The sequence below is a fragment of the Mycobacterium sp. C31M genome (assembly GCF_053345865.1).
In genome coordinates this window covers 1-24,836 of record NZ_JBKFAX010000015.1, presented here as the reverse complement: position 1 = coordinate 24,836, position 24,836 = coordinate 1, and the positions used below count along the sequence as shown (strand labels likewise).

General features: G+C 68.8%; 25 protein-coding genes. 16 read left to right on the top strand and 9 right to left on the bottom strand.

Going from position 1 to position 24,836, the window contains the following annotated elements; all coding sequences use genetic code 11:
* Positions 1–31 precede the first annotated feature (31 nt).
* From ACLBYA_RS21870 to ACLBYA_RS21855, 4 genes are read left to right on the top strand one after another with little or no spacing between them, the layout of a single operon-like run.
* Positions 32–1,288 carry an acyl-CoA dehydrogenase family protein gene (locus ACLBYA_RS21870; RefSeq protein WP_447711548.1) on the top strand — a complete coding sequence of 419 codons (1,257 nt, stop codon included), beginning with the start codon at positions 32–34 and terminating at the stop codon, positions 1,286–1,288.
* Between the two features lie 11 nt (positions 1,289–1,299).
* Positions 1,300–2,373, top strand: coding sequence for a hypothetical protein (locus ACLBYA_RS21865; protein WP_447711547.1), 1,074 nt, complete (start codon positions 1,300–1,302; stop codon positions 2,371–2,373).
* Between the two features lie 19 nt (positions 2,374–2,392).
* A complete protein-coding gene (locus ACLBYA_RS21860; RefSeq protein ID WP_447711546.1) occupies positions 2,393–2,731 on the top strand; it encodes a DMT family transporter in 339 nt (112 codons plus the stop codon).
* Positions 2,731–3,051 carry a DMT family transporter gene (locus ACLBYA_RS21855; protein WP_447711706.1) on the top strand — a complete coding sequence of 107 codons (321 nt, stop codon included), beginning with the start codon at positions 2,731–2,733 and terminating at the stop codon, positions 3,049–3,051. The genes ACLBYA_RS21860 and ACLBYA_RS21855 overlap by 1 nt, the downstream gene beginning before the upstream one ends.
* Here the strand turns inward: ACLBYA_RS21855 and ACLBYA_RS21850 are convergent.
* On the bottom strand, positions 3,048–4,244 hold the full coding sequence (locus tag ACLBYA_RS21850; protein WP_447711545.1) for an MFS transporter: 1,197 nt from the start codon (positions 4,242–4,244) through the stop codon (positions 3,048–3,050). The genes ACLBYA_RS21855 and ACLBYA_RS21850 overlap by 4 nt on opposite strands.
* Before the next feature lie 66 nt (positions 4,245–4,310).
* On the opposite strand from ACLBYA_RS21850, the gene malQ reads away from it, so the two are divergent.
* The 3 genes from malQ to ACLBYA_RS21835 all read left to right on the top strand — a co-directional run bounded on the left by malQ (position 4,311) and on the right by ACLBYA_RS21835 (position 8,374).
* The gene (malQ, locus tag ACLBYA_RS21845) at positions 4,311–6,419 is read left to right on the top strand and encodes a 4-alpha-glucanotransferase (RefSeq protein WP_447711544.1); all 2,109 of its coding nucleotides are present in this window, start codon (positions 4,311–4,313) and stop codon (positions 6,417–6,419) included.
* A gap of 64 nt (positions 6,420–6,483) precedes the next feature.
* Positions 6,484–6,924, top strand: coding sequence for a hypothetical protein (locus ACLBYA_RS21840; protein WP_447711543.1), 441 nt, complete (start codon positions 6,484–6,486; stop codon positions 6,922–6,924).
* 22 nt (positions 6,925–6,946) lie between these two features.
* On the top strand, positions 6,947–8,374 hold the full coding sequence (locus tag ACLBYA_RS21835; protein WP_447711542.1) for a serine/threonine-protein kinase: 1,428 nt from the start codon (positions 6,947–6,949) through the stop codon (positions 8,372–8,374).
* On the opposite strand, the gene ACLBYA_RS21830 is transcribed toward ACLBYA_RS21835, so the two are convergent.
* A complete protein-coding gene (locus tag ACLBYA_RS21830) occupies positions 8,375–8,851 on the bottom strand; it encodes an NUDIX domain-containing protein (RefSeq protein WP_447711541.1) in 477 nt (158 codons plus the stop codon).
* A 137-nt stretch (positions 8,852–8,988) separates the two neighbouring features.
* Here ACLBYA_RS21830 and ACLBYA_RS21825 point away from each other — a divergent pair, with 137 nt between their 5' ends.
* Positions 8,989–9,246: a PASTA domain-containing protein gene (locus tag ACLBYA_RS21825; protein ID WP_447711540.1), complete on the top strand. Its 258-nt coding sequence runs from the start codon at positions 8,989–8,991 to the stop codon at positions 9,244–9,246.
* Between the two features lie 52 nt (positions 9,247–9,298).
* Positions 9,299–10,090 (top strand): SGNH/GDSL hydrolase family protein, encoded by a 792-nt coding sequence (locus tag ACLBYA_RS21820; RefSeq protein ID WP_447711539.1) that lies wholly within the window; start codon positions 9,299–9,301, stop codon positions 10,088–10,090.
* Here the strand turns inward: ACLBYA_RS21820 and ACLBYA_RS21815 are convergent.
* Genes ACLBYA_RS21815 through ACLBYA_RS21805 form a run of 3 tightly spaced genes read right to left on the bottom strand, consistent with a single transcriptional unit; the run spans position 10,062 to position 11,939 of the window.
* Complete coding sequence (locus ACLBYA_RS21815; protein WP_447711538.1) at positions 10,062–10,445, bottom strand: DUF732 domain-containing protein; 384 nt, start codon at positions 10,443–10,445, stop codon at positions 10,062–10,064. The genes ACLBYA_RS21820 and ACLBYA_RS21815 overlap by 29 nt on opposite strands.
* Positions 10,446–10,489: 44 nt before the next feature.
* Positions 10,490–11,083, bottom strand: coding sequence for a hypothetical protein (locus ACLBYA_RS21810; RefSeq protein WP_447711537.1), 594 nt, complete (start codon positions 11,081–11,083; stop codon positions 10,490–10,492).
* A 52-nt stretch (positions 11,084–11,135) separates the two neighbouring features.
* Positions 11,136–11,939, bottom strand: coding sequence for a ketosteroid isomerase family protein (locus ACLBYA_RS21805; protein WP_447711536.1), 804 nt, complete (start codon positions 11,937–11,939; stop codon positions 11,136–11,138).
* Positions 11,940–11,976: 37 nt separating this feature from the next.
* On the opposite strand from ACLBYA_RS21805, the gene ACLBYA_RS21800 reads away from it, so the two are divergent.
* Positions 11,977–12,336: a hypothetical protein gene (locus ACLBYA_RS21800; RefSeq protein WP_447711535.1), complete on the top strand. Its 360-nt coding sequence runs from the start codon at positions 11,977–11,979 to the stop codon at positions 12,334–12,336.
* A 64-nt stretch (positions 12,337–12,400) separates the two neighbouring features.
* Entirely contained in the window at positions 12,401–12,805 is a 405-nt protein-coding gene (locus ACLBYA_RS21795) for a hypothetical protein (RefSeq protein WP_447711534.1), read from the top strand.
* Here ACLBYA_RS21795 and ACLBYA_RS21790 read toward each other — a convergent pair.
* The 3 genes from ACLBYA_RS21790 to ACLBYA_RS21780 form a co-directional block, all read right to left on the bottom strand.
* Positions 12,802–13,878 (bottom strand): NADH:flavin oxidoreductase/NADH oxidase, encoded by a 1,077-nt coding sequence (locus ACLBYA_RS21790; protein ID WP_447711533.1) that lies wholly within the window; start codon positions 13,876–13,878, stop codon positions 12,802–12,804. The two genes, ACLBYA_RS21795 and ACLBYA_RS21790, sit on opposite strands and share 4 nt — an antisense overlap.
* A 3-nt stretch (positions 13,879–13,881) precedes the next feature.
* Positions 13,882–14,865, bottom strand: coding sequence for an amidohydrolase family protein (locus tag ACLBYA_RS21785; protein ID WP_447711532.1), 984 nt, complete (start codon positions 14,863–14,865; stop codon positions 13,882–13,884).
* 116 nt (positions 14,866–14,981) lie between these two features.
* Positions 14,982–16,751: a GAF domain-containing protein gene (locus ACLBYA_RS21780; protein WP_447711531.1), complete on the bottom strand. Its 1,770-nt coding sequence runs from the start codon at positions 16,749–16,751 to the stop codon at positions 14,982–14,984.
* Positions 16,752–16,913: 162 nt separating this feature from the next.
* Here ACLBYA_RS21780 and ACLBYA_RS21775 point away from each other — a divergent pair, with 162 nt between their 5' ends.
* Genes ACLBYA_RS21775 through ACLBYA_RS21765 form a run of 3 tightly spaced genes read left to right on the top strand, consistent with a single transcriptional unit; the run spans position 16,914 to position 20,982 of the window.
* On the top strand, positions 16,914–18,404 hold the full coding sequence (locus ACLBYA_RS21775) for an aldehyde dehydrogenase family protein (protein ID WP_447711530.1): 1,491 nt from the start codon (positions 16,914–16,916) through the stop codon (positions 18,402–18,404).
* Between the two features lie 29 nt (positions 18,405–18,433).
* Positions 18,434–19,795: an MFS transporter gene (locus tag ACLBYA_RS21770; protein ID WP_447711529.1), complete on the top strand. Its 1,362-nt coding sequence runs from the start codon at positions 18,434–18,436 to the stop codon at positions 19,793–19,795.
* The gene (locus ACLBYA_RS21765) at positions 19,792–20,982 is read left to right on the top strand and encodes an FAD binding domain-containing protein (protein WP_447711528.1); all 1,191 of its coding nucleotides are present in this window, start codon (positions 19,792–19,794) and stop codon (positions 20,980–20,982) included. The genes ACLBYA_RS21770 and ACLBYA_RS21765 overlap by 4 nt, the downstream gene beginning before the upstream one ends.
* 29 nt (positions 20,983–21,011) lie before the next feature.
* On the opposite strand, the gene ACLBYA_RS21760 is transcribed toward ACLBYA_RS21765, so the two are convergent.
* A complete protein-coding gene (locus ACLBYA_RS21760; RefSeq protein ID WP_447711705.1) occupies positions 21,012–22,220 on the bottom strand; it encodes an IS110 family transposase in 1,209 nt (402 codons plus the stop codon).
* Between the two features lie 246 nt (positions 22,221–22,466).
* On the opposite strand from ACLBYA_RS21760, the gene ACLBYA_RS21755 reads away from it, so the two are divergent.
* The gene (locus ACLBYA_RS21755) at positions 22,467–22,901 is read left to right on the top strand and encodes a hypothetical protein (RefSeq protein ID WP_447711527.1); all 435 of its coding nucleotides are present in this window, start codon (positions 22,467–22,469) and stop codon (positions 22,899–22,901) included.
* Positions 22,902–22,953: 52 nt separating this feature from the next.
* Positions 22,954–24,615 carry an acyl-CoA synthetase gene (locus tag ACLBYA_RS21750; RefSeq protein ID WP_447711526.1) on the top strand — a complete coding sequence of 554 codons (1,662 nt, stop codon included), beginning with the start codon at positions 22,954–22,956 and terminating at the stop codon, positions 24,613–24,615.
* Positions 24,616–24,836: the final 221 nt, after the last annotated feature.

Sequence of the window (24,836 nt, the reverse complement as noted above, 5' to 3'; positions counted from 1 at the left end):
CCGGCGATCGGTGACCGTAGCCTCACCCGCCATGGCCATCGATATCGCTGAAACCATCACCACGTCCCCACCGCTGTTGGACACCGCGCAGGCCGCCCTGGCCGCCGCCGATGCGGTCGTCGCCGAATTGGCCGCCCGGTCAGCCCAATACGAGCGCGAGGGCACCTCGCTGCTCCCGCAATTGCGGCTGGTCGCTGAGTCCGGTCTGCTCGCGGTACCCGTGCCTGCCGCCCACGGCGGGCCCGGCCTGCCGGCCTCGGTGCAGGTCGAGGTGCTGCGTCGGTTGTCCCGTGGCGACGGTGCGGTCGGGCAGCTGCTGTTGGCGCATTTTGTCATCTCCCAGGCGATTTCGGGTCTGCCCGTCGACCAGCAGCCGGCCCCGCGGATCTACGCCGACATTCTCGCCGGCGGCCAACTGGGTAATGCGACCGCCGAACGCGGCACCGCCAGCGCACTGGACCGCCGCACCACCGTGACGCGGCGCCCCGACGGCCGCTGGGACCTGAACGGTGTGAAGTATTACGCCACCGGCACTTTGGGTGCGCAGTGGATCGCCGTGGCCGCGCTTGTCGCCGAGAAGCCCGGGGAGACCGCCACGGTGTTCGTCCGGCCGGATCAGGCCGGTGTCACCCTCGACCTGGAGAAGTGGTCGGCGTTCGGCCAGCGCGGCACCCGCAGCGGCGAGGTCCGCCTCGACGGCGTCATCGTCGATGACGACCTGGTCATCGAGGAGGGTCCGGCACCGGATCCGGTGGACGGCCCGCCGACCGTGCTCGGCGCCTACGACCAGGCGCTGCACGCCGCCATCGATATCGGGATCGCCCGGGCCGCATTGGAAGACGGCGCCGAATTCGTCCGCACCCGGTCACGGCCGTGGAAGGAGGCGCTGAACGCCGGGATCGAGCGCGCCGATCAGGAACCGCATATCGTTCGTCGGTTCGGCGAACTGACCGCGCGGTTGTACGCGCTGGAGGCGCTGCTGGCCCGCGGCACCGCGCTGGTCGACGAGGGCCAGGCACAGCCCGAGTTGTCCCGCGACACCGCGGCCGCCGCCACCCTGCACGTCGCCGCGGCCAAGGCGCTGGCCCAGGAATTCGGTGTCGAGATCGCCAGTGGCATCTTCGAGCTCACCGGCACCTCGGGTACCGACGGTGAGGTGAACCTGGACCGGCACTGGCGCAACGTGCGCACCCATTCCCTGCACGACCCGGCCCGCTGGAAGTACGTGCACCTGGGCAACCACACCCTGCACGGCACCCGCCCGCCGCGGCTGGGCCTGGTCCTCTAGAAAGGCGAATGATGGGGTACGAGAACAGTTTCTACCTGACCGGAAGTATCAACCAGCCAACCGTCGAGGATGCGTTCCGGTTCGTCGGCAGCAGGCTGCGGGGTGCCGTCAAGCGGGTGCCCGACGGTGAGCCCGGGGACCGGGCGAACTGGGTGCTCACCCAGACCCCGCACTTCCTGGAGAACCCGACGCTGGATGTCGTCGAGGTGCACGGTCGACGGCTGGCCCGGCTCAAGCCCGGCACCACCGGTGACGATGTCCGTTTCCCGGCCTTCGATTACGCCGACCACGCCATCGCGTCCTATGCGTTGTTCCGGGCCGCCCGCGAACGCGGTGAGCTGACACCGGATTCGAAGTTCCTGGTGTCCATCCCCACCCCGTTCAACGCGGTGAACTTCTTCGTCGAGTTCGATTCCCAGGTCGAGGTGGCCCGCGCGTACGAGGTCCCGCTCAAGGACAGTGTCGATGCCATCCAGGCCTCCATCCCGCACCAGGATCTGGTGATCCAGTGGGATCTGCCGGTCGAGGACGCCACCGTCGAGGGCTGGTTCCCGAACCCCTACAAGGATTTCGAGGAGATCTACGCCGTCACCGCCCGGCCGGCGTCCTGGGTGCACGAGGGTGTCGAGCTGACCTTCCACCTCTGCTATGGGGATTCCAAGTTCGGCGCCTCGCCGTTCATGGGCGATCCGCCGGACGAGGAGGCGGCGGCACGCGGCGGCAGGCACATCTACCCGCGGGATGCGTCGGTGATCGTCGCGGTGTCCAACGGGCTGTCGCGCCACGTCCCCCGCCGCATCGACGCCATCCAGGCGGCGACCGTCACCGCGTGGAACCGGTTGGCGCACTGGCAGCCGTTGGCCAATCTGGCCATCGAACCCGAGACCGAGTTCTTCCTCGGCCTGCTGCACGCCGAGGACGGCGCGGCGGGCGCCAAGTACCGGGCCGCCCTGGCCGCCAAGTTCCTGCCTACCTTCGGTATCTCCACCGAATGCGGGTTGGGTCGGCATTCGGCCGCGCAACTCGACGCGGTGGTGGCCGCGGTCGACGAACTGTTCGAGACCCGGCAGGCCGCGCTGGCCTGATCGCGGCTAGGCTGCCGCGATGCGAAAGTGGGCGCTGCTCGGCGCGGCCATCGCCACCGAGGTCACCGGCACCCTGTCTCTTCGGGCGTCCCAGGACCACTCTGCGTGGCTGGTCGTCGTGGTGGTCGGGTACATCTCGTCGTTCATCCTGATGGCGGCCGTGCTGCGGGCCGGCATGCCGGTCGGGGTGGCCTACGGCATCTGGGGTGCGACCGGGACGGCGGTCACCGCGGTGGCGGCGTCGCTGATCTTCGACGAGGCGTTCACCTGGGCGCTGGCCGCGGGGATCGTCCTGATCATCGCCGGGGTGCTGCTGGTCGAGTTCGGCTCGCACGACACCGAACCGGTCCCGTCATGATGTGGCTCGCACTGGCCGGTGCGATCGCCATGGAGGTGGTGGCGACGCTGTCGCTGCGCGCCTCGGACGGTTTCCGCCGGCGGCGCTGGATCGCGCCGGTGGCCGCCGGGTATCTGGTGTCCTTCTATCTGCTGTGGCTGTCGCTGTCACTGGGTATGCCGGTGGGCGTCGCGTACGGCATCTGGACGGCCTGCGGTGTCGCGCTGGTCGCGATCGCCGCCAAGGTGCTCTTCCGTGACCCGCTGACCTGGCGGATGATGGCCGGCATCGGCCTGATCATCGCCGGCGTGCTCACGATCGAGATGGGTGGCGTTCACTAGGTGTACTTGCAACGAGGCCCGCTCAGCACCCCTGGGATGCTCGCCAACACCGCGACCAGCAGCCCGGCGGCCGGCACCAGCAACAGCCCGGCACGCAACCCGGCGGCATCGGCCAGCAGACCGACCACCGGTGGGGACGCCACGAAGCCGAGGCGCATCAGCCAGGCCACCGCGGTCAGCCCGGTGCCCGGTCGCAGGCCCGGCAGCCGATCGGCACCATGCATGGCCGCGGGCACCACCGTGGCCACCCCGAGCCCCACCGCGGCGAACCCGGCGATGGTGCCCGGTACAGAGGGAAACGCCAGGGCCAGCCCCATCCCGACGGCGATGACCAGCCCACCGCTCAAGGTGACATTTCGCTCGGAGAACCGGTCCACCAGGCGGTCCCCGGCCAGCCGGCCGACGAACATGCAGCCGACCAGCGCCACGTACCCGAACACCGCGACCGCGCCCGGCGCGCCGACGACATCGCGCAGGTACAGCGTCGCCCAGGTACTGCCGGCGTCCTCGATGACGGCACCGGCGATCGCCAGCCCGATCAAGGCCGCGAGCACCGCGTAGACGCTGAACCCGGCGCGCCCGCGAGCGGCGGCCGCCGACTCGTGGCGGTCCACATGGTCGGGGCCGGGCAACAGGAACCGGTAGGCCGTCAGCGCGACGGTGGCGAACAACACCGCCGAGATCGTCAGATGGATCCCCCGCCCGATGTCCAGGGCGATCGCCGCCGCGCCCATCGACCCGCCCAGGATGGCCCCCGCCGCCCACACCGCGTGCAGTGAGTTGATGATGGACCGCCCGTAGCGTTGCTGGACCCGCAGGCCGTGTGCGTTCTGCGCGACATCGGTGACGGCATCGCAGGCGCCGGCCAGCAGCAGCGCGGCAGCCACCACCACCGGTGTCCCGCCGAATCCGGCGACCACCAGCAATGCCGCCAACAGCACCGTGGACACCACCGCCGAGCGCGCCGACCCGAATCGACGGATCACCGCACCCGCGGCCAGGCCGGCCAGCAGCGCACCCCCGGCGTACGCGGCCACCATGGCGCCATAGGCGGTGTTGGACAACGCCAGGTCGGTCTTGATCTCCGGGTAGCGCGGCAGCAGGTTGGCGAACACCGCGCCATTGGTGAGGAACAGCGCACCGACGGCGATCCTGGCCCGGCGATCCTGCACGGGCGGGGATCCGGTCACCATGCCCGCCGACCTTACTGACGCGGGCGAGTCCAGCGTCGCCGACGTCGATCCGGCAAGATTGGCGCCATGACCGAACTGGCCGACCTCGCACAGCGCTACGGGGTGGCAACCGAATTCATCGATTGGAACGGCCAACACAATCCGGTCCCCGAACAGACCTTGGTCGCGGTGCTGGCTGCCCTCGGGTTGCCCGCCGGGACCGCTGAGGAGCGAGCGGACTCCCTGGCCCGGCACGACCGGCAGTACTGGTCCGACACCCTGCCGCCCACGGTGGTCACCCGGGCCGGCAGCACCTCGTCGTTCTGGGTGCATGTCACCCACGGTGAACCGGTCGGATTGTGGATCCGACTGGAGGACGGGTCGGTGCGTACCGGGCTGCGCCAGCTCGAGAACAACCGTCCGCCATACGATCTGGACGGCAGGCTGGTCGGTGAGGCGACCTTCGAGCTGCCCGCCGATCTACCACCGGGCTACCACAGGCTGCACGCCCAGACCGGCGCCCTCGACACGGACACCACGCTCATCGTGTCGCCCGCCATGCTGACCCCGCCCGCACACCGGCAGTGGGGCCTGACCACCCAGCTCTACAGCGTCGCTGGCGAAAACTCCTGGGGCACCGGCGATCTGACCGACCTGACCGATCTCGCGGTGTGGTCGGCGACCCGGCACGGCGCCGGCTTCATCCTGGTCAACCCGCTGCACGCGGCCGCCCCGGTGGCCCCGATGGAACCCTCGCCGTACCTGCCCACCTCCCGACGCTTCGCCAACCCGCTGTACCTGCGGGTCGAGGCCGTGCCCGAATACGCCTACCTGCGCAAGCGCGGACCGCTGCGCAAGGCCCGCACCGATCTGGCCGCCCGGGCACGTCGGCACGACGGTATCGACCGCGACCGCGCCTGGAAGGTGAAGCGGGCGGCCCTGGCGCAGGTCTACCGGGTACCGCGATCGGCCGGCCGCGAGCTTGCGTATGCCGCTTTCTGCACCCGCGAGGGACGCAGCCTCGACGATTTCGCCACCTGGTGCGCCCTGGCCGAGGTGCACGGCGCCGACTGGCACAGCTGGCCCGAGGCACTGTCGCACCCAGACAACCCGGCGGTCGCCGAGTTCGCGGCGTCGCATGAGACCGAGGTCGACTTCCACCGCTGGCTGCAATGGCTGCTCGACGATCAACTGGCGGCGGCGCAGAGCACCGCCACCGGCGCCGGGATGGCGCTGGGCATCATGCACGACCTGGCGGTCGGCGTGGACCCCGACGGCGCCGATAGTTGGGCCCTGCAGGATGTACTGGCCCGCGGGGTCAGTGCCGGCGCGCCACCCGACGAGTTCAATCAGCTCGGCCAGGACTGGTCCCAGCCGCCGTGGCGGCCCGACCAGTTGGAGCGGGTCGGGTACGCGCCGTTCCGCGCTCTGGTCAACGCGGTGCTGCGGCACGCGGGCGGGGTCCGCATCGACCACATCATCGGGTTGTTCCGGCTCTGGTGGATCCCGTCGGGTGTCCCGCCCACCGAGGGCACCTACGTGCGCTACGACCATGAGGCGCTGGTCGGCATCGTCGCGCTGGAGGCGCAGCGCGCCGGCGCCGTCGTGGTCGGCGAGGACCTCGGCGTCGTCGAACCGTGGGTGCGTGATCACCTGCGCGACCGTGGCCTGTTCGGCACGTCGATCCTGTGGTTCGAACGGACCTACGAGGGTGCGCCGCTGCCGGCCTGGTCCTGGCGCCAGGCCTGCCTGTCGGCGGTCACCACCCACGATCTGCCGCCGACCGCCGGATACCTGGCCGGTGAGCACATCCGGCTGCGCGAACAGCTGGGACTGTTGACGCGTCCGGTCGCCGACGAGATCGCCGAGGACCATGCCGAACAGCAGGCGTGGCGCGACGAGCTGCACCGGCTCGGACTGGTCGGCGAGGATCCCGATGTCGACGAGATGGTGCGCGGCCTGCACGCGTTCTTGGGTCGGACCCCGTCGACACTGCTGGCCCTGGCGCTACCCGATGCCGTGGGTGACCGGCGTACCCAGAATCAGCCCGGCACCACCGACGAGTACCCGAACTGGCGGGTCCCGTTGGCCGGCCCGGACGGGAAACGGCTGCAGCTGGAGGACGTGTTCACCGATCCGCGCGCCTGCTCGCTGGCCGAAGTAATGAATTCCCAGGTACGGACGATGGACACGTGACTGGAGTTTCTACAGGTGCGGTTCTGCGATATGTTCGCACCGCACCGCGACACCCGGAGGTCACGTGAAGAAGTCAATCGCGCTCGGACTCGGCACCTGCGCCGTGGCCTCGGCCGCCCTGATCACGGCGGGGACCGCGAGCTCGGATCCGCAGGCGGGGGCGAGCCCGTACTACGTGATCGGCGAACCGTACGGCAAGGCCGTCCAGATCCTGAAGAGCATGGGCATCAAGGCCACCTTCGGTGGCGCGGTCGGCAGCGATATCCAGCAGAGCCTGTGCGTGGTGTCGAAGCAGAAGATGAGCTCCAGCGGCACCATGATCCTGAATCTGAACTGCACGCAGGCAGCCCTCGACGAGGCCGGGATCAGCAACTCGACCGGATCCGGCCCCGGCGGTGTCACCATCGGCGCCAACGGTGTCACCACCGTGACGCCCACCCCGATGCCGATGAACCCCACGGGTGTGCCGACCTCACCGGCTCCCGTGCCTCCGCCGCTGCCCTGATTTCGGCGTTTAGTATTCGCCCATGCCATTGGCAGCTGGGGCGACCTTTGCCGGATACACGATCGTGCGGTGTCTGGGCACCGGTGGGATGGGCGAGGTCTACCTCGCCCAGCACCCGCGGCTGCCCCGTCAGGACGCCCTGAAGATCCTGCAGGCGCACGTATCCACCGACGACGAGTACCGGCAGCGTTTCGAGCGCGAGGCCGATATCGCGGCCACCTTGTGGCATCCGCACATCGTCGGTGTGCACGACCGCGGCGAGAACGACGGTCAGCTGTGGATCGCGATGGACTATGTGCCCGGTACCGACACCTCACGGTTGTTGCGCGAGCAGCACCCGCAGGGACTGCCGACCGAGCAGGTCACCGAGATCGTCACCGCGGTCGCCGACGCGCTGGACTACGCGCATCAGCGCAACCTGCTGCACCGCGATGTCAAACCCGCCAACATCCTGCTGTGTCATCCGGAATCCGGCGACCAGCGGATCATGCTGGCCGACTTCGGTATCGCCCGCTGGTCCGATGACGTAAGCGGGCTGACCGCCACCAACATGACGGTCGGCACGGTGTCCTATGCCGCACCCGAGCAGCTGATGGGCGATCCGTTGGACGGCCGGTCCGATCAGTACGCGCTGGCCGCCACCGCCTACGAACTGCTCACCGGCACACCGCCGTTCCGGAACTCCAATCCAGCCGTCGTGATCAGCCAGCACCTGTCGGCCGCGCCGCCGACGATCGGCAGCCGCCGGCCCGAGCTCGCCCATCTGGACCCGGTGTTCGCCAAGTCGCTGGCCAAGGATCCCGCCGAGCGTTTCGACCGGTGCACCGACTTCGCCCGCGCGCTCGGTCACCAGTTGGCCGGCGACACCGTCGAACAGACCCGCCTGGCCGCCCCGGCCGGCGCCCCGAAGCCGCCGCGTCGGCGCCCGCCCACCGCCATCGTCGTCGCCGCGGTGCTCGCGGTGCTGCTGGTCGCGGCGATCGTGGTGGCCGCCTTCGAGTTCGGCCGCGCCGACGACGAACAACCCGCCGCGGCGCCGACCACGAGCCAGAGCCCGCGGCCCACCACGACCGCCACCCCGGCACCGGCCACCACGTCCCCACCCTCGGCAACCACGACGGCACCGGAGTCGACGTTGACCGTCACCGAGACCACCGACGCGCCACCCGCACCGACCGCGGCCGTGGTGGGCGCGGACTGTAGCCCGGCCGGCGCGACCGGCAGCACCGTCACCGGCACGACCGTCTACTGCGAGACGCTGGCCGGCACCGACGCGACCATCTGGTCGCTGACCCAGGGCACCGTCCCGAGCCCGACGGTCACGGTGGATCCGACCGAGGAGCCGCTGCCCGCGGCCGAGGAATCACCGGTCCGGGTCTGCATGCAGCAGACCGGGATGACACGCCGGGAGTGCCGCGAGCAGATCCGGCTGAGCAATGGGCTGCCCTGACTATTCGACTGCTCGCCCGGCCAGTCGATCCATCAGCTGATCCAGCAGCGGCCGTTGGCCTTTGAGCAGTTTGGTCCTTGCCATCCCCACCGGGAACCACTGCACCCTGTCGAGTTCGGGGAACTGCCGCAGCGTGCCGGATCCGCGAGGCCATTCCAGCTCGAAGGTGTTGCTCGCCGCCGCGGTGACGTCCAGGTCGGCCTCGACCGCGAAGGCCGTCACGACCTTGCCGCTGGGTTGGCGCAACGGTGCGAAATCGATGCGCGGGCCGTCCGGCACGGCCAACCCGGTCTCCTCGGCGAACTCCCGCCGGGCCGCCGCCCAGGCGTCCTCCGATCCGTCGAATTCACCCTTCGGAATCGACCAGGCGCCATCGTCTTTGCGGGCCCAGAACGGGCCACCGGGATGCCCGAGCAAGACCTGAACTGTGCCGTCGGTCACCTGGAAGAGGAGCACCCCTGCGCTCTGTTGCGGCATACCGCACCCTACGTCCTGCGCCGGCGACCCTTGTGACGTGGTGATTTAACTTACTGTCAACCTTTTCGTTCGCCGGAATTTTCAAGATCTGGGCCCGGTTGCACCCTGCAGAGTCACCGAAAGTAGGCAAGACAGCCATGCAGGCAAGAGGATTCATCGTGTTGGGGGCGGCACTGGCGGGTGCCACGATCGGGTTGGCGGCGCAGGCCCAGGCTGCCCCGACCGGGCCGGGCAGCGCGGACCAGGCGATCAGCGAGCTGGAAGAACAGGGCGTCATCGTCATCGTCGAGAAGCGCAGCAACACCCCGCTGGACCGGGCCAAGGTGCTCGGTGTGCGGCCGGGCGAGAACTACCAGCGGCTCGCCGGCGATGTGGTGTACCTGGAAGTCGGCTGATTTCGCACATGTCATAGCGCGGCGCGAACGGTTGCCCGTTACAGTCACCACCGTGGCCGGCAGCGGGTACAGCAGATACGTCGCGGTGGGCGACAGTCAGACCGAAGGACTCTGGGATCTCGACGACTCGGGCGCGCTGATCGGGTTCGCCGATCGACTGGCCCGGATGATGGACCTGCACTCCCCTGGTCTGCAGTACGCCAATCTGGCGATCCGCGGCAAGCGCATCCGTGATGTCCTGGATGTGCAACTGCCCCAGGCACTGTCGATGCAACCGGATCTCATCACCGTCTGCGTCGGCATGAACGATGTGACCCGGCCGGGCCGGAAATTCCAGCAGGCGCTGCTGGATCTGGACATCCTGCACGACGAATTGGCCCGCTCCGGTGCCACGGTGGTGACCACGACGTTCCCCGATATCACCCAGATCCTGCCCGCCGGCCGACTGCTGGTGTCGCGGGTGATCCAGATCAACCAGGTGATCCGATCCGCGGCCGCGCGGCACGGCTTCCGGCTGGTCGATCTGTACGACGCTCCGTCGATGACCAACCCGGCCGTCTGGAGCCCGGATCGGGTGCACGGTTCGCGTACCGGCCACCTGCTGTTCGCCGCCGCGGCGGCCGAGGCGTTGGAACTACCTGGCGCCAACCATGATTGGGCGCACGCGGAGGCCGGCGACGAGTATCGCTCGCTGCGGTCGCGGATGTATTCGCAGGTGCTGTGGACGCAGAACATGTTCATGCCGTGGATCTGGCGGCATCTGCGGGGCCGCAGCGCCTTCCATGGTCGGGTGTCACGTCACCCCGAGCTCACCCCTATCGCGGTGCGCTCAGAAGCCCAATAGGGTCCAGCCCGAAGATCTTGCCGTCGCCGATGCCGGCGACGGCGGCCGGGCAGAACATCGAGATGGCCACCCCGGTGAACATGGTGGCCGGGCCCAGCGACATCCCGGCGCGGTCGGCGACCGTCGACGCGGCATTGGCCGCGTTCTGGCCGGGCTGCGACAGCATCGGGCACACCGACTGTCCCAGCGCCAGGGTGTCGACGGCATTGAGGGTGTTCGGTGCGCTCACCCCGGCGGCATCCAAGGCGTTCAGGAACACGTCGGTCGCCGAGTCCGCACTCGCGGGGGCGGCGACCGCGACGGCGGTCCCGGCGGCGGCCAAACCGGACAGCAGGGTGGCGGTGATACGGCGCATGGCTGGTGATCCTATGCCATTTCGCGGTGCCCACCCGGTCACCGTCAGCTGTGCCAGGCGCCCTCGATCTGTTGGGCGATATCGATGATCTTGGCCTCCCGCCCGCCGGGACTGTCGATCTCACCGGCAACGTGGGCCGAGATGAACCGTTTGATCTCGCTGTCGATGCCGGCCATCACCCGCAGCACCTCGGCGCGCAGTGTGCCGGAGGTCACATGGATCGAGATGTCACGCGGGCCCGGCTTGCCGACGTCGAGGATCAGCAGCAGCGGTTCGGCGGCGCGTGCCGTCGCCTGCAGGGTGATCTCTCCGAAGACCATGAAGCGGGGCTTGTCGATCCGCAGGTCGATCACCATGTTGATCTCCAGCGGTATCCGGATGTCGAAGGTGATGGCCTCGCCGACATGCCGGGTGACGCGGGGGTACTGCACGCGCACCCGCGCGGTGACCTTGGCGATCCCGCCCGGCCCCTGTCCCATCGGGCCCATCTCGAACTCGTCACCGGCGATCGCCCCGATGGCGTCGGCGACCCGCTTCTCCGATACGGCGACCTCGAAGAAACGGCGGCCGAACTCCTCGTAGCTCAGAAACTGCGCCGGGAGATCGGGTGCCGGATGCGGGGTCGGGGAACTGTCCATGGTGGATATAACCGTCTCACGTACCCGCCGGGGCGCAGCACGACACACCCATCTAGGCCGCCCCGTCGACGAACAGCCGGAGCCGCCGCACCCGGGTGGGACGCAGGCCGACATCGGCGATCAGCACCGCGGCCCCGTCGGGGCCGGAGACGCTGACGGCCACCTGCCGCCCGGCCGCCAGCAGGGTTCGACGATGTTTGCCGGCCAGTGCGGCGATCAGTTCGCCTGCGCGCAGCCGGTCGGTGTCCCCCCCGGTGATCTCGGCGTGTGCGCCGAGCCGGCGCTTGACGGTCATCTCGTCCCCGGCGCAGGCATCGTCGATCAGTTGCCCGACCAGCCGCTTGCCACGGCCGCCGACGCCGGTCAGGCCGGAGGCGAAGCCGAGGGCCCCGGACGGTCCCTGGTTGACCAGCAACGCGCGGCTCAACGCGACGGCGGCCGGTACCGCGACCGGTCCTTTGCGGGTGAACTGCCACATCATCGCGGGTAGCTCCCAGTAGGCCTGCAGTCGTTCGATGGCCAGCCCGGTATCGACCGGTGCCACGTCATACCGCAGCACCGCCGGGATGCGCATGGTCACGGCCGATCCCATCGCCACCTCGAGCACCAGGTCCCGCAGCACGGTGTGCCCGCGGACGATGTCGATATCGCGGTGGAAGGTGATGTCCCGCGGGCCGATGAAGGTGTCGTAGAACTGTTCGATCTCGAGGCGGCCGGTGTGCGGCCGCGAACCGACCGGGTCCTCGACGGTTCCGGCCGCGGTGAACAGCCCGACCCAGCCGTCACGGTCGTGGGCGGCGGCCGCCGCCGGCGAGCGCTCCACCGCAGCCAGAACCGCAGTTCGTGTTGTGGACATATCCTTGGTTACCACCCCTGTGCGAAGGAGGACGGCAATGAGCCAGAACGGGCCGTTCGGTATCGACCCAGAAGAGTTTGACAGGCTCGCCCGTGAGGCCGGCGAGGGCCTGCGCGATGCGCTGGACCGGTTCGGCAAGCGTGCGGGCTGGGCCACCCTGATCGACCAGTTCACCAATCAGGCCCGGCCGGCACCCACCCCCGAGACCACCGGTGACACCGGTGACGGGGTGTGGGCGATCTACACCGTCGATGACGCCGGCGGTGCGCATATCGAAGAGGTCTATCCCAGCGAACTCGACGCGCTGCGCGCCAACAAGAACAACACCGATCCGTCCCGGCGGGTGCGGTTCCTGCCGTACGGGATTGCGGTGAGCGTGCTCGACGCGCCGGAATAGCCACCCACCGGCGGTCTGCGCCATTAAGCTCACCCCGTGATGACCGGCCACGGCGAGGGTGAACATGATTCGTGAACTGACAGTGGCGGCGACCGCCGCACTGGCCGCGCTGACCTTTGCTGCGCCGGCCACCGCCGATGACGAGTCCGGTCGCTACCCGACCGATGTCCCGGGCATGAACTACCACGCGGCGCTCGGCGCCCCGTGCGACAACTACCAGCTGTTCACCTTCGGCCGCGGCCGTGGTGGCCAGGCGATGAAGTGCAGCTGGATCCCCAACCAGTGGCCGCCCGTCTACACCGGGTTCTGGACGATCTCCTACCCGCTGCACGGGGTGCAGGAGGTCGGTGCGCCGTGTGCGGTGCCCCAGGGCGCCGCGCAGACCACCGACGGCCGGCCGATGCTGTGTCGCGGGGCGATGGGCTGGCAGCCCGGCACGCTGACCGGGGACGGGTTCTTCCCGGCTTAGAACGCGCGGGCGTACCGGGCCGGGTGGGCCATCTCGGCGCCCAGGTGCGCGGCGGCCTGCCACACCCAACCCGGGTTGCGGAGCAGTTCCCGCGCCAGGAACACCGCATCGGCCTGTTCGCCGATGACGACGGCGTCGGCCTGATCCGCGTCGGTGATCAGGCCGACCGCGCTGACCGGGATGTCGACCTCCTTGCGGATCCGGGCGGCGAACGGGACCTGATAACCGGGGCCGACGGTGATCTTCGCGTCGGGCGCCGATCCCCCACTGGAGACGTCGACGAGGTCCACGCCGAGTGCCTGTAGCCGCCCGGCCAGCACGACGGTGTCGGCGACGGTCCAGCCCGGCCGCGGGTCATCGGTATCGCCGCCGAGCCAGTCGGTGGCCGATACCCGGAAGAACAGCGGCAGCTCGGCCGGCCAGGCCTGGCGCACCGCGGTGACGACCTCCGATGCGAACCGCATCCGGTTCTCCAGCGATCCGCCGTAGTGATCGGTGCGGGTGTTGGACTGTGGGGACAGGAACTGGTGGATGAGATAACCGTGCGCACCGTGTAATTCGAGGACCTTGAATCCGGCCGCGGCGGCGCGCCAGGCGGCGGCCGCGAACGCCACGGTGATGTCCGCGATCTCGGCGAGGTCCAGTTCGGCCGGCGCCGGCAGCCTGCCGAACGGTACGGCGCTGGGACCGACTGTGGGCCAACGGTGTCCGTCATCGTCCCAGGGCCGACCGGTGGAGCCCTTGCGCCCGGCGTGCACCAGCTGAATGCCCGGTACCGATCCCTGGGACGTCACGAACTCGGCGATCCGGCGCAGTGCGTCGGCCTGCCCGTCGTTCCAGAGTCCGAGGTCGTACACACTGCTGCGGCCGACCGGATGCACGGCGGTGGCTTCCACCATGATCAGTGCCGCACCGGCGACCGCGCGGGCGCCGAGGTGCTGCAGGTGCCAGTCGGTCGGCGATCCCTCGTCGGGACCGGTTGGGAACGCGGCGAATTGCATCATGGGTGACATCCACGCCCGATGGGCGAAGGTGACCTCACGCAAGGTGAGCGGACTGAACAACGTGGCCATGAGCTACTCCCCCGAGATGCCGAGATAGGCCAGCGCGGCGCGGATGACGGCGTCGCGGCCGGGACCGTGCTCGACGGCGAAGCGGGCGGGATCGGCATCGGCCATATCGAAGGGATAGTCGCTGCCACACACCACCCGGTCGACACCGGCGACCTCGCACAGCAGGTCCAGCTGCGGCGCCCCGTGGGTGACGGTGTCGAAGTACAGCTCGCCGAACACCTCCTGCGGTGGCCGGGAATCGCCCGCGCGGACATCCGCGCGGGCCTCCCAGCCGTGCCGCCACCGACCGAGCAGACCCGGTGCGCACCCGCCGCCGTGGACGAAGCAGATCCGCAGGCCGGGCAGCTCATCCTTGAGTCCGCTGAGGATCAGCGATGCCACGGCGGTGGCGGATTCGACAGGGTTGCCGATCAGATTGTTCAGGTAATACGACGTCCACTGCGGCTGCGGCAGCTGCATGGGGTGCACCAGCACCGCCAGGTCCAGGCCCGCGGCCTCGCGCAACACATGGCCGAGTACCGGACCGTCCAGCGACTGCGTATCGAACAGCGGCGGAACCGCCACTCCGGCAATACCTTCGGTGGCCGCCAACGCCTTGAGCTGCGCGGTGACCGCGCCGGCGTCGGCGAGGCTGACCAGCCCGAGGCCCAGCAGTGCGCCGTCGGCGTTCGCGACCACCTCGCCGAGCGCATCGTTGAAGGCCGCCACATAGGTGTCGGCGGCGGCGCCGGGTTGCAGCGGGAAGGCGAACGGCGGCGCCGACAGCACCCGGACCCCGACATCGTTGCGGCGCATGTCCTCGCGGATCGCCGCGACATCGCTCATCGCCTCGGTGGCGATCGACAGCGGGATCTCGCCGAGGAACAGCTTGCCGTCGCGGTCGTTCATCTGACCGTGCGGCCCGGCGCCGGGCAGGCCGAACAGCTCGCGCGGCAGCCAGTGTGCGTGCACGTCGATCACTCCGGGCGCGAGCGTGGCACTGATCATCGATACGTCCTTCCAACGGCGGTGTCGATACGAGTGTCGGCCGACGACCACGCCGATTCAATGTGAACGGTCACATAGTTCGCTTTGATGTATGTGTCCACCGCCATGGCAATGCCTCAACGCTGCGCGGCGACATCATCAACAGTCAATGCAGTCGCGAACTGCAACACCGCACTGGGATCGGCCAGCGACACCGCCGACAACGTCTCGATGCGCTGAAGCCGCTGGGTCAGGGTGTTGGGGTGGATGTGCAACTCCGCGGCCCCGCGCTTACGGTCCTGGTGGCAGGCCAGATAGGTGCGGATGGTGCGCAAGAGTTCGGTGCCATGGGTGGCGTCATAGGTTCGCAGCGGGCCCAGCGTGCGGTCGGCGAACCCGCTGAGCAGAGTCGGATCATCGAGTTGCAACAGCAGACCCGCCACCCCCAGGTCCGCCAACGTCACCACCTCGTCGGTGCGGTGTGCGGCCACCGCGATCGTCACCGCGCCCCGGACACTGCGATAGACCTCGGCGTAGGTCACACCGCCGGCTGCCGCGGCGGCGACCGTCGCCTGTACACCGTCGGCGACGGTGACGATGGTCCGGTGGATCGAGGCCGCCAACACCGACGCCGAGGCGGTGCCCTCGGGCCACAACACCACGATGTCGTCACGAATCGAGGCGGCCAGCGGGCGCGGCCGCTGATCGGCCGCCAGATCGGTGACCAGCCCGAAAATACGCTGCCGCAGCAGCTTTCCCGATCGGTCGGGCAGGCTGTTGAGCCGCGCCACGATCACGATGTGCGGCCGGCTCAGATCGTGGCCGAGCAACTGGGCCCGGCGTAGCACCGGCTCCGGCAGCTGCGCCGCCGAACCGAGCACCTCGGACAACAGCTCACCGCGCAGGCGCTGCTCCACCTCCACGGCGGTGCGTGCGCGCAGCAGCTCCAGCGACACGACCATCGACGCGTGCTCGACCGCCCGCACCGTCATCGGATCGGGCTCGGCTGCCCCGGCGGGAAACCAGATCCGGGCCACCAGCTCACCGTCGAGTTCCGGCGAGGACACGAAAAAGCCTGCGCCGATCCGTGTCGGGCGCGACGAGCGATGCCCCTCGGCATCGAGTGCCATCCGGATGTCGCTGCCGGGCAACAGATCCGCCGCCCCTGCGGTGGCCAGCACCTCGTGCAGCGGGCCTTCGATCAGCACCGGCGCCGCGATCAGTTCGGCCAGCGCCTCGGCCACCCCGCTGAGCCCGCCCGAGCGCAAGGTGACCGCGAGCAGGCTGTTGTGGATCTCCTCCGAACGCGCCAGGGCATCGCGCTGCGCCCGCAGTTCGGTATTGAGTTGACGCAGTTGGTCCAGCCGGTCGGCTGAGGTCAGCGCGATGGCGGCATGGTTGGCCAACAGCGTCATTCGCTCGATTTCGAACGGTGTGAAGGTGTGCACCGGCGTGTAGTAGCCGTTGAGGGTGCCCAGGGTGCGGCCCGCCGCGATCAGCGGAACGCTGATCATCGCGCGGTAGCCCTGCTCCTGGGCGGCCCCACCCCACGGTGTGAATTCAGGGTCGGCGGCGATATCGCGAATGGTGACCGATTGCGCCGCGTGGAACGCCCGACTCGACGGCGCGCCGCCGTCGAGTCGGATGGGTCGGTCACCGTTGACCCGGTTCACGTACTCCTCGGACAACCCGCTCCACCCGGCCACCACCAGCCGGGTCTGTTCGGCGTCGGGTATCAGGACACCGCAGAAATCGAACCCCAGCAGGGCCCGTGCGGTGGTGGCGACCTGTCCCAGCAGGTCCGCCAGGTCGGTCGCCGCGGTCGCGGCGGCGCTGAGCTCCCGCATGGCACCCAACCAGGTCGACAGTTCGACGCCGGGCCGACCGCCGGCAGATCTCCCGCTCACCACGACAGCATGACATGCGTATGTCATATAGCACATAAGAATCTGATTCTTATGGCCCGAGCGACATTGCCCGACCGCTCGGGCGTGACGACACTCATATCGACGCCGTGCTGTTGACCACATCGCAGCACGGCGGGTTCACCGGAAAGTAAGGACACCCGAATGACCAGCAGCACCGACGCCGCACCCCGCACCCCTGACACCTCCGGGCCCGATGTCCGAGAGATCCTCAATCCGGCGACCGGCACCGTGATCACCACGGTCGCCGAGATGGGCGCCGACGATGTCGACGCCGCCGTCGCCGCGGCCAAGGCCGCCTTCGAGGCCGGCCCGTGGGTCGAGATGGCGCGCAGCGAGCGGGCGCGCCTTCTGTTGCGGATCGCCGATGCCATCGAGGACCAGGCCGAGCGCCTGTACACCCTGGAAGCACAGAACAACGGCCGCCCCATCACCGAAACCCGCGCGCAGTTGTCCCGGGTACCCGAGTGGTTCCGGTACAACGCCGGACTGCTTGCCGCCCAGCGTAATTCGGTGCTACCCGGTGACGGCCCCTACCTGACCTATCAGCAGCGACTGCCGCTGGGGGTGTGCGGGATCATCACCCCGTTCAACCATCCGCTGCTGATCCTGGCCCGCAGCCTGTCCGCGGCCCTGGCCAACGGCAACACCGTCGTCGTCAAACCCTCCGAGCTGACCCCGCTCACCACGCTGGCACTCGCCGACATCCTCGGCCAGGCCGGGGTGCCCGCCGGGGTTGTCACCGTGGTGACCGGCGGCCGAGAGGCCGGCATCCGGCTGACCGAGCACCCTGACGTCGCCAAAATCACCCTGACCGGCGGTACCGAGGCCGGCCGTTCCGCCGCGGTGGCCACCGCGGCCCGGTTCGCGCGGGTGACCGCCGAACTCGGCGGCAAGACCCCGGTGATCGTGTTCGACGATGTCGACCCGGTCAGCGCCGCCGAGGGCGCGGCCTTCGCCGCCTTCGTCGCCGCCGGGCAGTCCTGTGTGGCGGGTTCCCGATTCCTGGTGCAGCGCAACATCTATGACGAGTTCGTTGCGGCCCTGGGACGGCGCGCCGAGTCGATCGTGGTGGGCGACCCGGGCAGCCCCGACACCCAGATGGGTCCGCTGATCAGCGCCCGGCAGCGAGACAAGGTGCGTGCGCTGATCCAGACCGGTGTCGACGAGGGCGCGCGGCTGTCCGCCGGGGGTGCCGATCCCGCCCTGCCCGATGCGTTGCGCCAAGGATTTTTTGTGGCACCCACCGTGCTCTCGGACGCCACGATGGCGATGACGGTGGCCCGCGACGAGATCTTCGGTCCGGTCGCGGTGGTCATCCCGTTCGACACCGAGGCCGATGCGGTGGTGATGGCCAACGACAACCAGTTCGGGCTGGGTGCGGGGGTGTGGACCCTCGATGTCGCCCGCGCCCATCGCGTCGCGTCCCGGATCACCGCCGGCATGGTGTGGGTCAACGACCATCACCGCCTGGAGCCCTCGCTGCCCTGGGGCGGGGTCAAGGAATCCGGCACCGGCAAGGACGCCGGCACCGAGTCCTTCGACGACTTCTCCTGGATCAAGACCATCGTGGTGCGCACCGCCGCCGAGCCCGTCGACTGGTACGGCAACTTCGGCCAGCGCCGCCTCAACTGACCTGATTCCGAACTGCTGAAAGGCTTTTGATGTCCCTGAAATCCCGCCCGCCGAACTCCGGCTGGCGTCATGAGATCACCCGCGTGCAATGGCTGGTGCTCGCCGGCACCACGCTGGGCTGGGGGCTGGACGGTTTCGCCGGCAGCCTCTACGTGCTGGTGCTCGGGCCCACCATGACCGAACTACTGCCCAACAGCGGTCTGGCCGTGTCCTCGTCGTCGATCGGCCTGTACGGCGGGCTCACCGTGGCCCTGTTCCTGATCGGCTGGGCGGTCGGCGGCATCATGTTCGGCATGCTGGCCGACTATTTCGGCCGCACCCGGGTGCTGTCGGTGGGCATCCTGACCTACGCCGTGTTCAGCGCGCTGGCCGCGTTCGCCGACACCTGGTGGCAGCTCGGCGTCCTGCGCTTCGTCGCCGGTGTCGGCTCCGGGGTCGAGGCACCGGTCGGTGCCGCGCTGATCGCCGAGACCTGGCGCAACCGCTACCGCGCCCGGGCCGGTGGCGTCATGATGGCCGGTTACGCCGGTGGCTTCTTTGCCGCGGCCGCGGTGTACGCCCTACTCGGCGACCACGGTTGGCGATTCATGATGCTGCTGGCCGGATTGCCGGCCCTGCTGGTGTGGTTCATCCGCCGCTACGTCCCGGAACCACCGGAGATCAACGCCCAGATGCATGCCCGCAAACAGCGCAAGGCCGCCGGTACCCGCGAGCAGTTCGTCCTGCGTCGGCTCATCTCGCCGCCGCTGCTGCGGCCCATGCTGGTGTGCACCGCGCTGGCATCGGGCGCCCTGCTGGCCTTCTGGAGCGTGTCCACCTGGTACCCGCAGATCATCCGGCAGATCAGCGCCAACGAGGCTGTGCCACAAGCGGTCACCGACCACCGCGTCGCCATCACCGCCATGCTGTTCAACGCCGGCGGCATCATCGGCTACGCGTCCTGGGGTTTCATCGCCGACGCGATCGGACGGCGCAAGACGTTCCTGCTCAGCTTCGCGGTGTCCGCGGTGTCGATCGCCTGGACATTCCCCTTCGACCGCGGCTACACCGAGTTCCTGTTCGCCATGCCGCTGCTGGGCTTCGGGCTGTTCGGGGCGCTGTCGGGCACCTTCATCTACGGTCCCGAGGTGTTCCCGCCGAGTGTGCGGGCCACCGCCCTGGCGGTCTGCAACAGCGTCGGGCGTTTCGTCACCGCGCTCGGCCCGCTCGGTGCCGGCGTCATCGCCGCCTCGTGGTTCGGCGGGAACCTCGGGCTGGCCACCGCCGCCGTCGCCGCGCTCGGCCTGATCGCGGTGGTCGGCCTGGCCTTCGCCGCCGAGACCCGGGGCCGGCCCCTCCCCGTCGACCAGCATTTCGCGCCCGTCACCGACCCCGAGAAGAGCCACTCATGAGCCAACCTCACACCGCCTCGGCCATCGTCGTCGGCGGCTCCATCGGCGGGCTCACCGCGGCCCTGCTGCTGCGCGATCTCGGCTTCACCGTCGATGTCTACGAACGCACCCCGGGGCCGCTGGACGGCCGCGGCGGCGGCATCGTGCTGCAACCGGATACGGTGCGCTGGTTCGCCGAACGCAGCAGCAGGTCCCTCGACGACCTGCACACCGCCACCTCGCATGTGCAGTACCTCAACCCCGACGGCAGCATCGCCCACCGCGAGCCCGCCCGCTGGACCTACACCTCGTGGGGCACCTTCTACCGGGCGTTGCTGGCCGACTTCGGCACCGAGCACTATCACTACGGCGAATTCGCCTGCGGTTTCCACCAGACCGACGAAAAGGCCACGGTGCGATTCGCCAGCGGGCACACCGCGACGGCCGATCTGGTGGTGTTCGCCGACGGCATCACCTCGGCGGCCCGGGAACGCTTCGACCCGACGGCGAAACTCGCCTACTCCGGGTACGTCGGATGGCGCGGGACGGTGCCGCAGGCGGCGCTGTCCGCGGCGACCCGGGACACCCTGCACGACGCCATCACCTATGACGTGGTGCCGAACTCGCACATCACCATGTACCCCATTCCCGGCGAGGAAGGCCTCGACGAGGCGCACCGGCTGATCAACTACGTCTGGTACCGCAACGTGCCGGCCGGCCCCGATCTCAGCGAGATGTTGATCGACAAGCGCGGATTCGCCGGATCGGTGTCGATCCACCCCGGCCAGGTACAGGACCGCTACATCGACGAGATACGCAGTGCCGCGGCGCAACTGTTCGCACCGGCGGTCGCCGAGGTGGTCATCGCGACCGAGACGCCGTATCTGCAGGTGCTCTCCGATGTGCGGTCGACCCGGATGGCGCTGGGCCGCGTCGCACTGATCGGTGACGCCGCCTGCGCGTCGCGCCCGCATGCCGCGGCCGGCACCGCCAAGGCCGCCGCCGACGCTTGGACACTGGCCACCGCACTCGCCGAAACCGCCGGCGACATCCCGGCGGCGCTGACCAAGTGGGAACCGGCCCAGTTGCAGCTCAGCGATTCGTTGCTGCGCCGCGTCGTCAGCATGGGTGAACGCTCCCAGTTCACCAACACCTGGGACCCCCAGGACCCCGATCTGCGCTTCGGTCTCTACGGGCCCGGACGCTGAACCCCACGAAAGGACTCTCAATGAAGAAGTCAAGCCGCCGATTTGGTGATCGGGGGTGAATCAGGTTGCCAGGTGCGATTGTCGCGGATAAGCGCGTAAAGGACGTTGGTGCGGCGCCGGGCCAGGCAGAGGGTGGCCGGGATTGGACGTTTCCCTTCGTCGCGTTTGCGCTGGTAGTAAGCCTTGGAATGCGGGTCACATCGGATCGCGGTGAGCGCCGACATGTACATCACCCGGCGCAGTCGTCGGCTGTACCGCCGGGGAGTGTGCAGCCGTCCGGTGCGTTTCCCGGAGTCTTTGGATACCGGGGCCAGTCCGGCCCAGGCAGCGAGTTGGTCAGCCGATCCGATCAACTCGGGATCGCCCACGGCGGCCAGGAATTCCGCGCCGAGCCTGAACCCAATGCCGGGCAGGCTGGTGATTACCTCGGCGAGCGGATGGCGGCGAAATCGGTCCTCGATGTCGGCATCGGTGGATGTGATGCGGTCATCGAGGGTAACCACCTCCCTAGCCAGATCAGAGACCAGACCGGCGGCAACGTCCTCGCCGGGCAGACGCACCGTCTGCGATTTGGCCGCCGCAACCGCCGCAGCAGCGATCACCGCTGCGTTGCGCACCCCGGCATCATCGAGCGTCCTTGTCAGACGCGAAACACCGCTCTGGCGAATGGCTTTCGGTCGCTGATAACGCGACAGCAGCACCACCCAGCCGCGGTCCTGGGTCAGCAGCGCGGCCCGCTCCAATGCCGGGCAGACCGCGATGAGTTGTTGGCGAAGCCGGTTGATCGTGCGGGTGCGGTCGGCGACCAGATCAGCACGATGAGCGGTAAGCATCCGCAGCTTGCTGATCAGGTCGTCGTGGGGATGCAGCATCGGCAGATCAGCACCACGCATCCGCGACTGGTCGGCGATCACCCTGGCATCTTTGGCGTCGGTCTTGGCTTCGCCACCGCGGTAGGTCGCCGAAGCTTGCCATACCGCGCGGCCGGCCAGATAGCGCACCGTCTTGCCGGCATCGGCCAATACGGTCAACAGCAAGCCGGCATACACCGTGGTCAGATCCACCGTCCAAGACACTTCGTGGCCCAGCGCGTTGACCGCGGCGATCAGTTCTCGGATCTGTTGTTCATCATTGACGAGCTTGCGCGAGAGCACCGCAGTGCCCTTGTCGTCGACCACGCACACCCAATGGTGTTCCTTGCCGACATCCACACCAGCCCACAACTGGCCTGTTGCCATCGAAGCTCCTATTCGCTTGTTGACCAACATGATCCCCACGGACAACCCCGCCGGCATCTCCTTAAACAAGCGATCACGTCGCAGATCTCAATCAGCGGCCAGAGAAGTCCAGGCAGGCCGGGCGGCCAGTCCTTTCAAGCCGCACCTACAGGCCGGCAAACAACATGCAGCCTCACCCGACCCACCCGGGTCACAGCACAACGTAACAACACGAAGTAACTGCAACTACGAACTTAAGGAAACTCCATGAGGGACAACAGCTTTCTGACCGACCTGCCACTGGCCGGCGAACTGGTGGCAGAAGATTTCGAGACCTGGCCGGACTGGCTGCGGACCGAGTTCACCGAGCACGCCCATGACGGCGAGGTGGGCTCGCGACTGCTCAGCGAGAACGACCGGGTACGGGTCTGGGAGATCCGACTGGCCCCCGGCGAGCGGTGGCACGCCCATCGCCACGTGCTGGATTACTTCTGGACGGCGGTCAACGCCGGGCGCAGTCGGCAGCACACCCACGACGGCACGGTGCGCGAGGTCTCCTACGACGCCGGCGAGACCCGGCATTTCCACTTCGGGCCGGGCGAGTTCCTGCTGCACGATATCGAGAACATCGGCGACGGCGACCTGGTGTTCACCACGGTCGAGCACCTCGACAGCGCCAACGCCCCGCTGCCGTTGGCCTGACGACCCGGATTCTCGACCATACGCTTGCTTGATCAATGTATGGTCGGGTGTCATGAGCGGAGTGACCTTCAACCTGTCATCGGTTTTCAGCACCGTGGCCCGGGCGATCGGCGATCAGACCTTCCTGGTGTGGCGGGATCGCAGACTCAGCTATGCCGAGTTCGACGCCCGGGTCGACGGGTTCGCCCGGTTCCTCACCGCGCAGGGTCTGGGCTGCCACACCGAGCGAGCCGGCCTGGCCGGCCACGAATCCGGCCAGGATCACCTGGGCATCTACCTGCGCAACGGCAACGAGTATCTGGAGTCGATGATCGGTGGCTACCGGGCCCGGGTCGCTCCGTTCAACGTCAGCTACCGCTATGTCGAGGAAGAGCTGGTCTACCTGCTCAACGATTCGAAGGCCGCGGCGCTGGTCTACAACGCCGAGTTCGCCCCCCGGGTGGCTGCGATCCGCGATCGGGTGCCGCACCTGCGGGTGCTGATCCAGGTGCCCGACGAGTCCGGGCACGACCTGCTGTCCGGGGCGGTGGACTACGAAACCGCGCTGGACACACCCGCGCCGGCGGCGGGCCTCCCGGACGCCTCGGGTGATGACCTGTACATCCTCTACACCGGCGGCACCACCGGCATGCCCAAGGGGGTGCTCTGGCGCCAGCACGACATCTTCCTGTCCTCGATGGGCGGTCGTCCGTTCGGCAGCGATCAGGTGCTGGCCTCCTACGACGAGCTCGCCGAGAAGGCCCGGGCCGGCGCCGGGGCGCTGAAGATGCTGATGATCCCGCCGTTCATGCACGGCGCCGCGCAATGGGCGGCCTACAACGCCGTCACCATGGGCGGCACGCTGGTCATCCCCGACGACGTCGAGCGGCTGCGCCCGGCCGAGGTGCTGAAGTTGGCCGAAACGGAACGGGTGCTGACCATTCCGGTTGTCGGCGACGCGGTGGCGCGACCACTGGTCGAGGAGATCGAACGCGGCGAGTACGACCTGTCCGGTCTGTTCACCATCACCAACGGCGGCGCCGCCCTGTCACCGACGGTGCGGGAACGCATCCACGCAGCGCTCCCGCATGTCACGGTGCTCGACGCCGTCGGCGCCTCCGAGTCCGGTGCGCAGCTGAGCACGTTCTCGACCGCTGGTGCAGAAACGACCGCGGCGGTCTTCGACGCCCAGTCCGATACCGCGGTCGTCGCCGAGGACCTGTCCCGGGTGCTGACCCCCGGTGAGGGTGGCGGTTGGTTGGCCCGCCGCGACCTGATCCCGCTGGGTTACCTCGGTGATGCGGACAAGACCGCGCGCACCTTCCCCACCATCGACGGGGTGCGCTGGTCGGTTCCCGGCGACCGCGCGAACATGTTGGCAGACGGCAAGATCCAGCTCCTCGGTCGCGATTCGGTGACCATCAATTCCGGCGGCGAGAAGATCTTCGTCGAGGAGGTGGAGCGTGCGATCGCCGCACACCCCGCGGTCTACGACGTCGTGGTGGTGGGCCGCCCGTCGGAGCGGTGGGGCTCGGAGGTTGTGGCAGTGGTCCAGCTCGCCGAGGGCGCCAGCGCCGATGACGACGATCTGGCCGCGGTCTGTGGGCAGTCGGTCGCCAGGTACAAGGTGCCGAAGGCCTTCATCCGGCACCCGAAGATCCAGCGCTCGCCGGCGGGCAAGGCCGACTACCGATGGGCCAAGGCGATCGCCACCGAGGGCGCCGCGGTGGACTGACGCCCACGCCTCACTGCTCGAATGTGCCACCTGGGGAGCGACTTTCGAGCGACACGAGTTTCTTTGGCCCCGTTGGCCTCTGGTGTCACAAGCCGACCTGTTTTGTCGGTGGCCGCACGTACGTTGAGGTCATGAAGTCGGATGCGGTGGCGAGTCGGGAAGCGGTGCAGCATGCGCTGGCCGACCGCGCTGCATCGGTGAAGGCGTTGTTGGATGCCGAT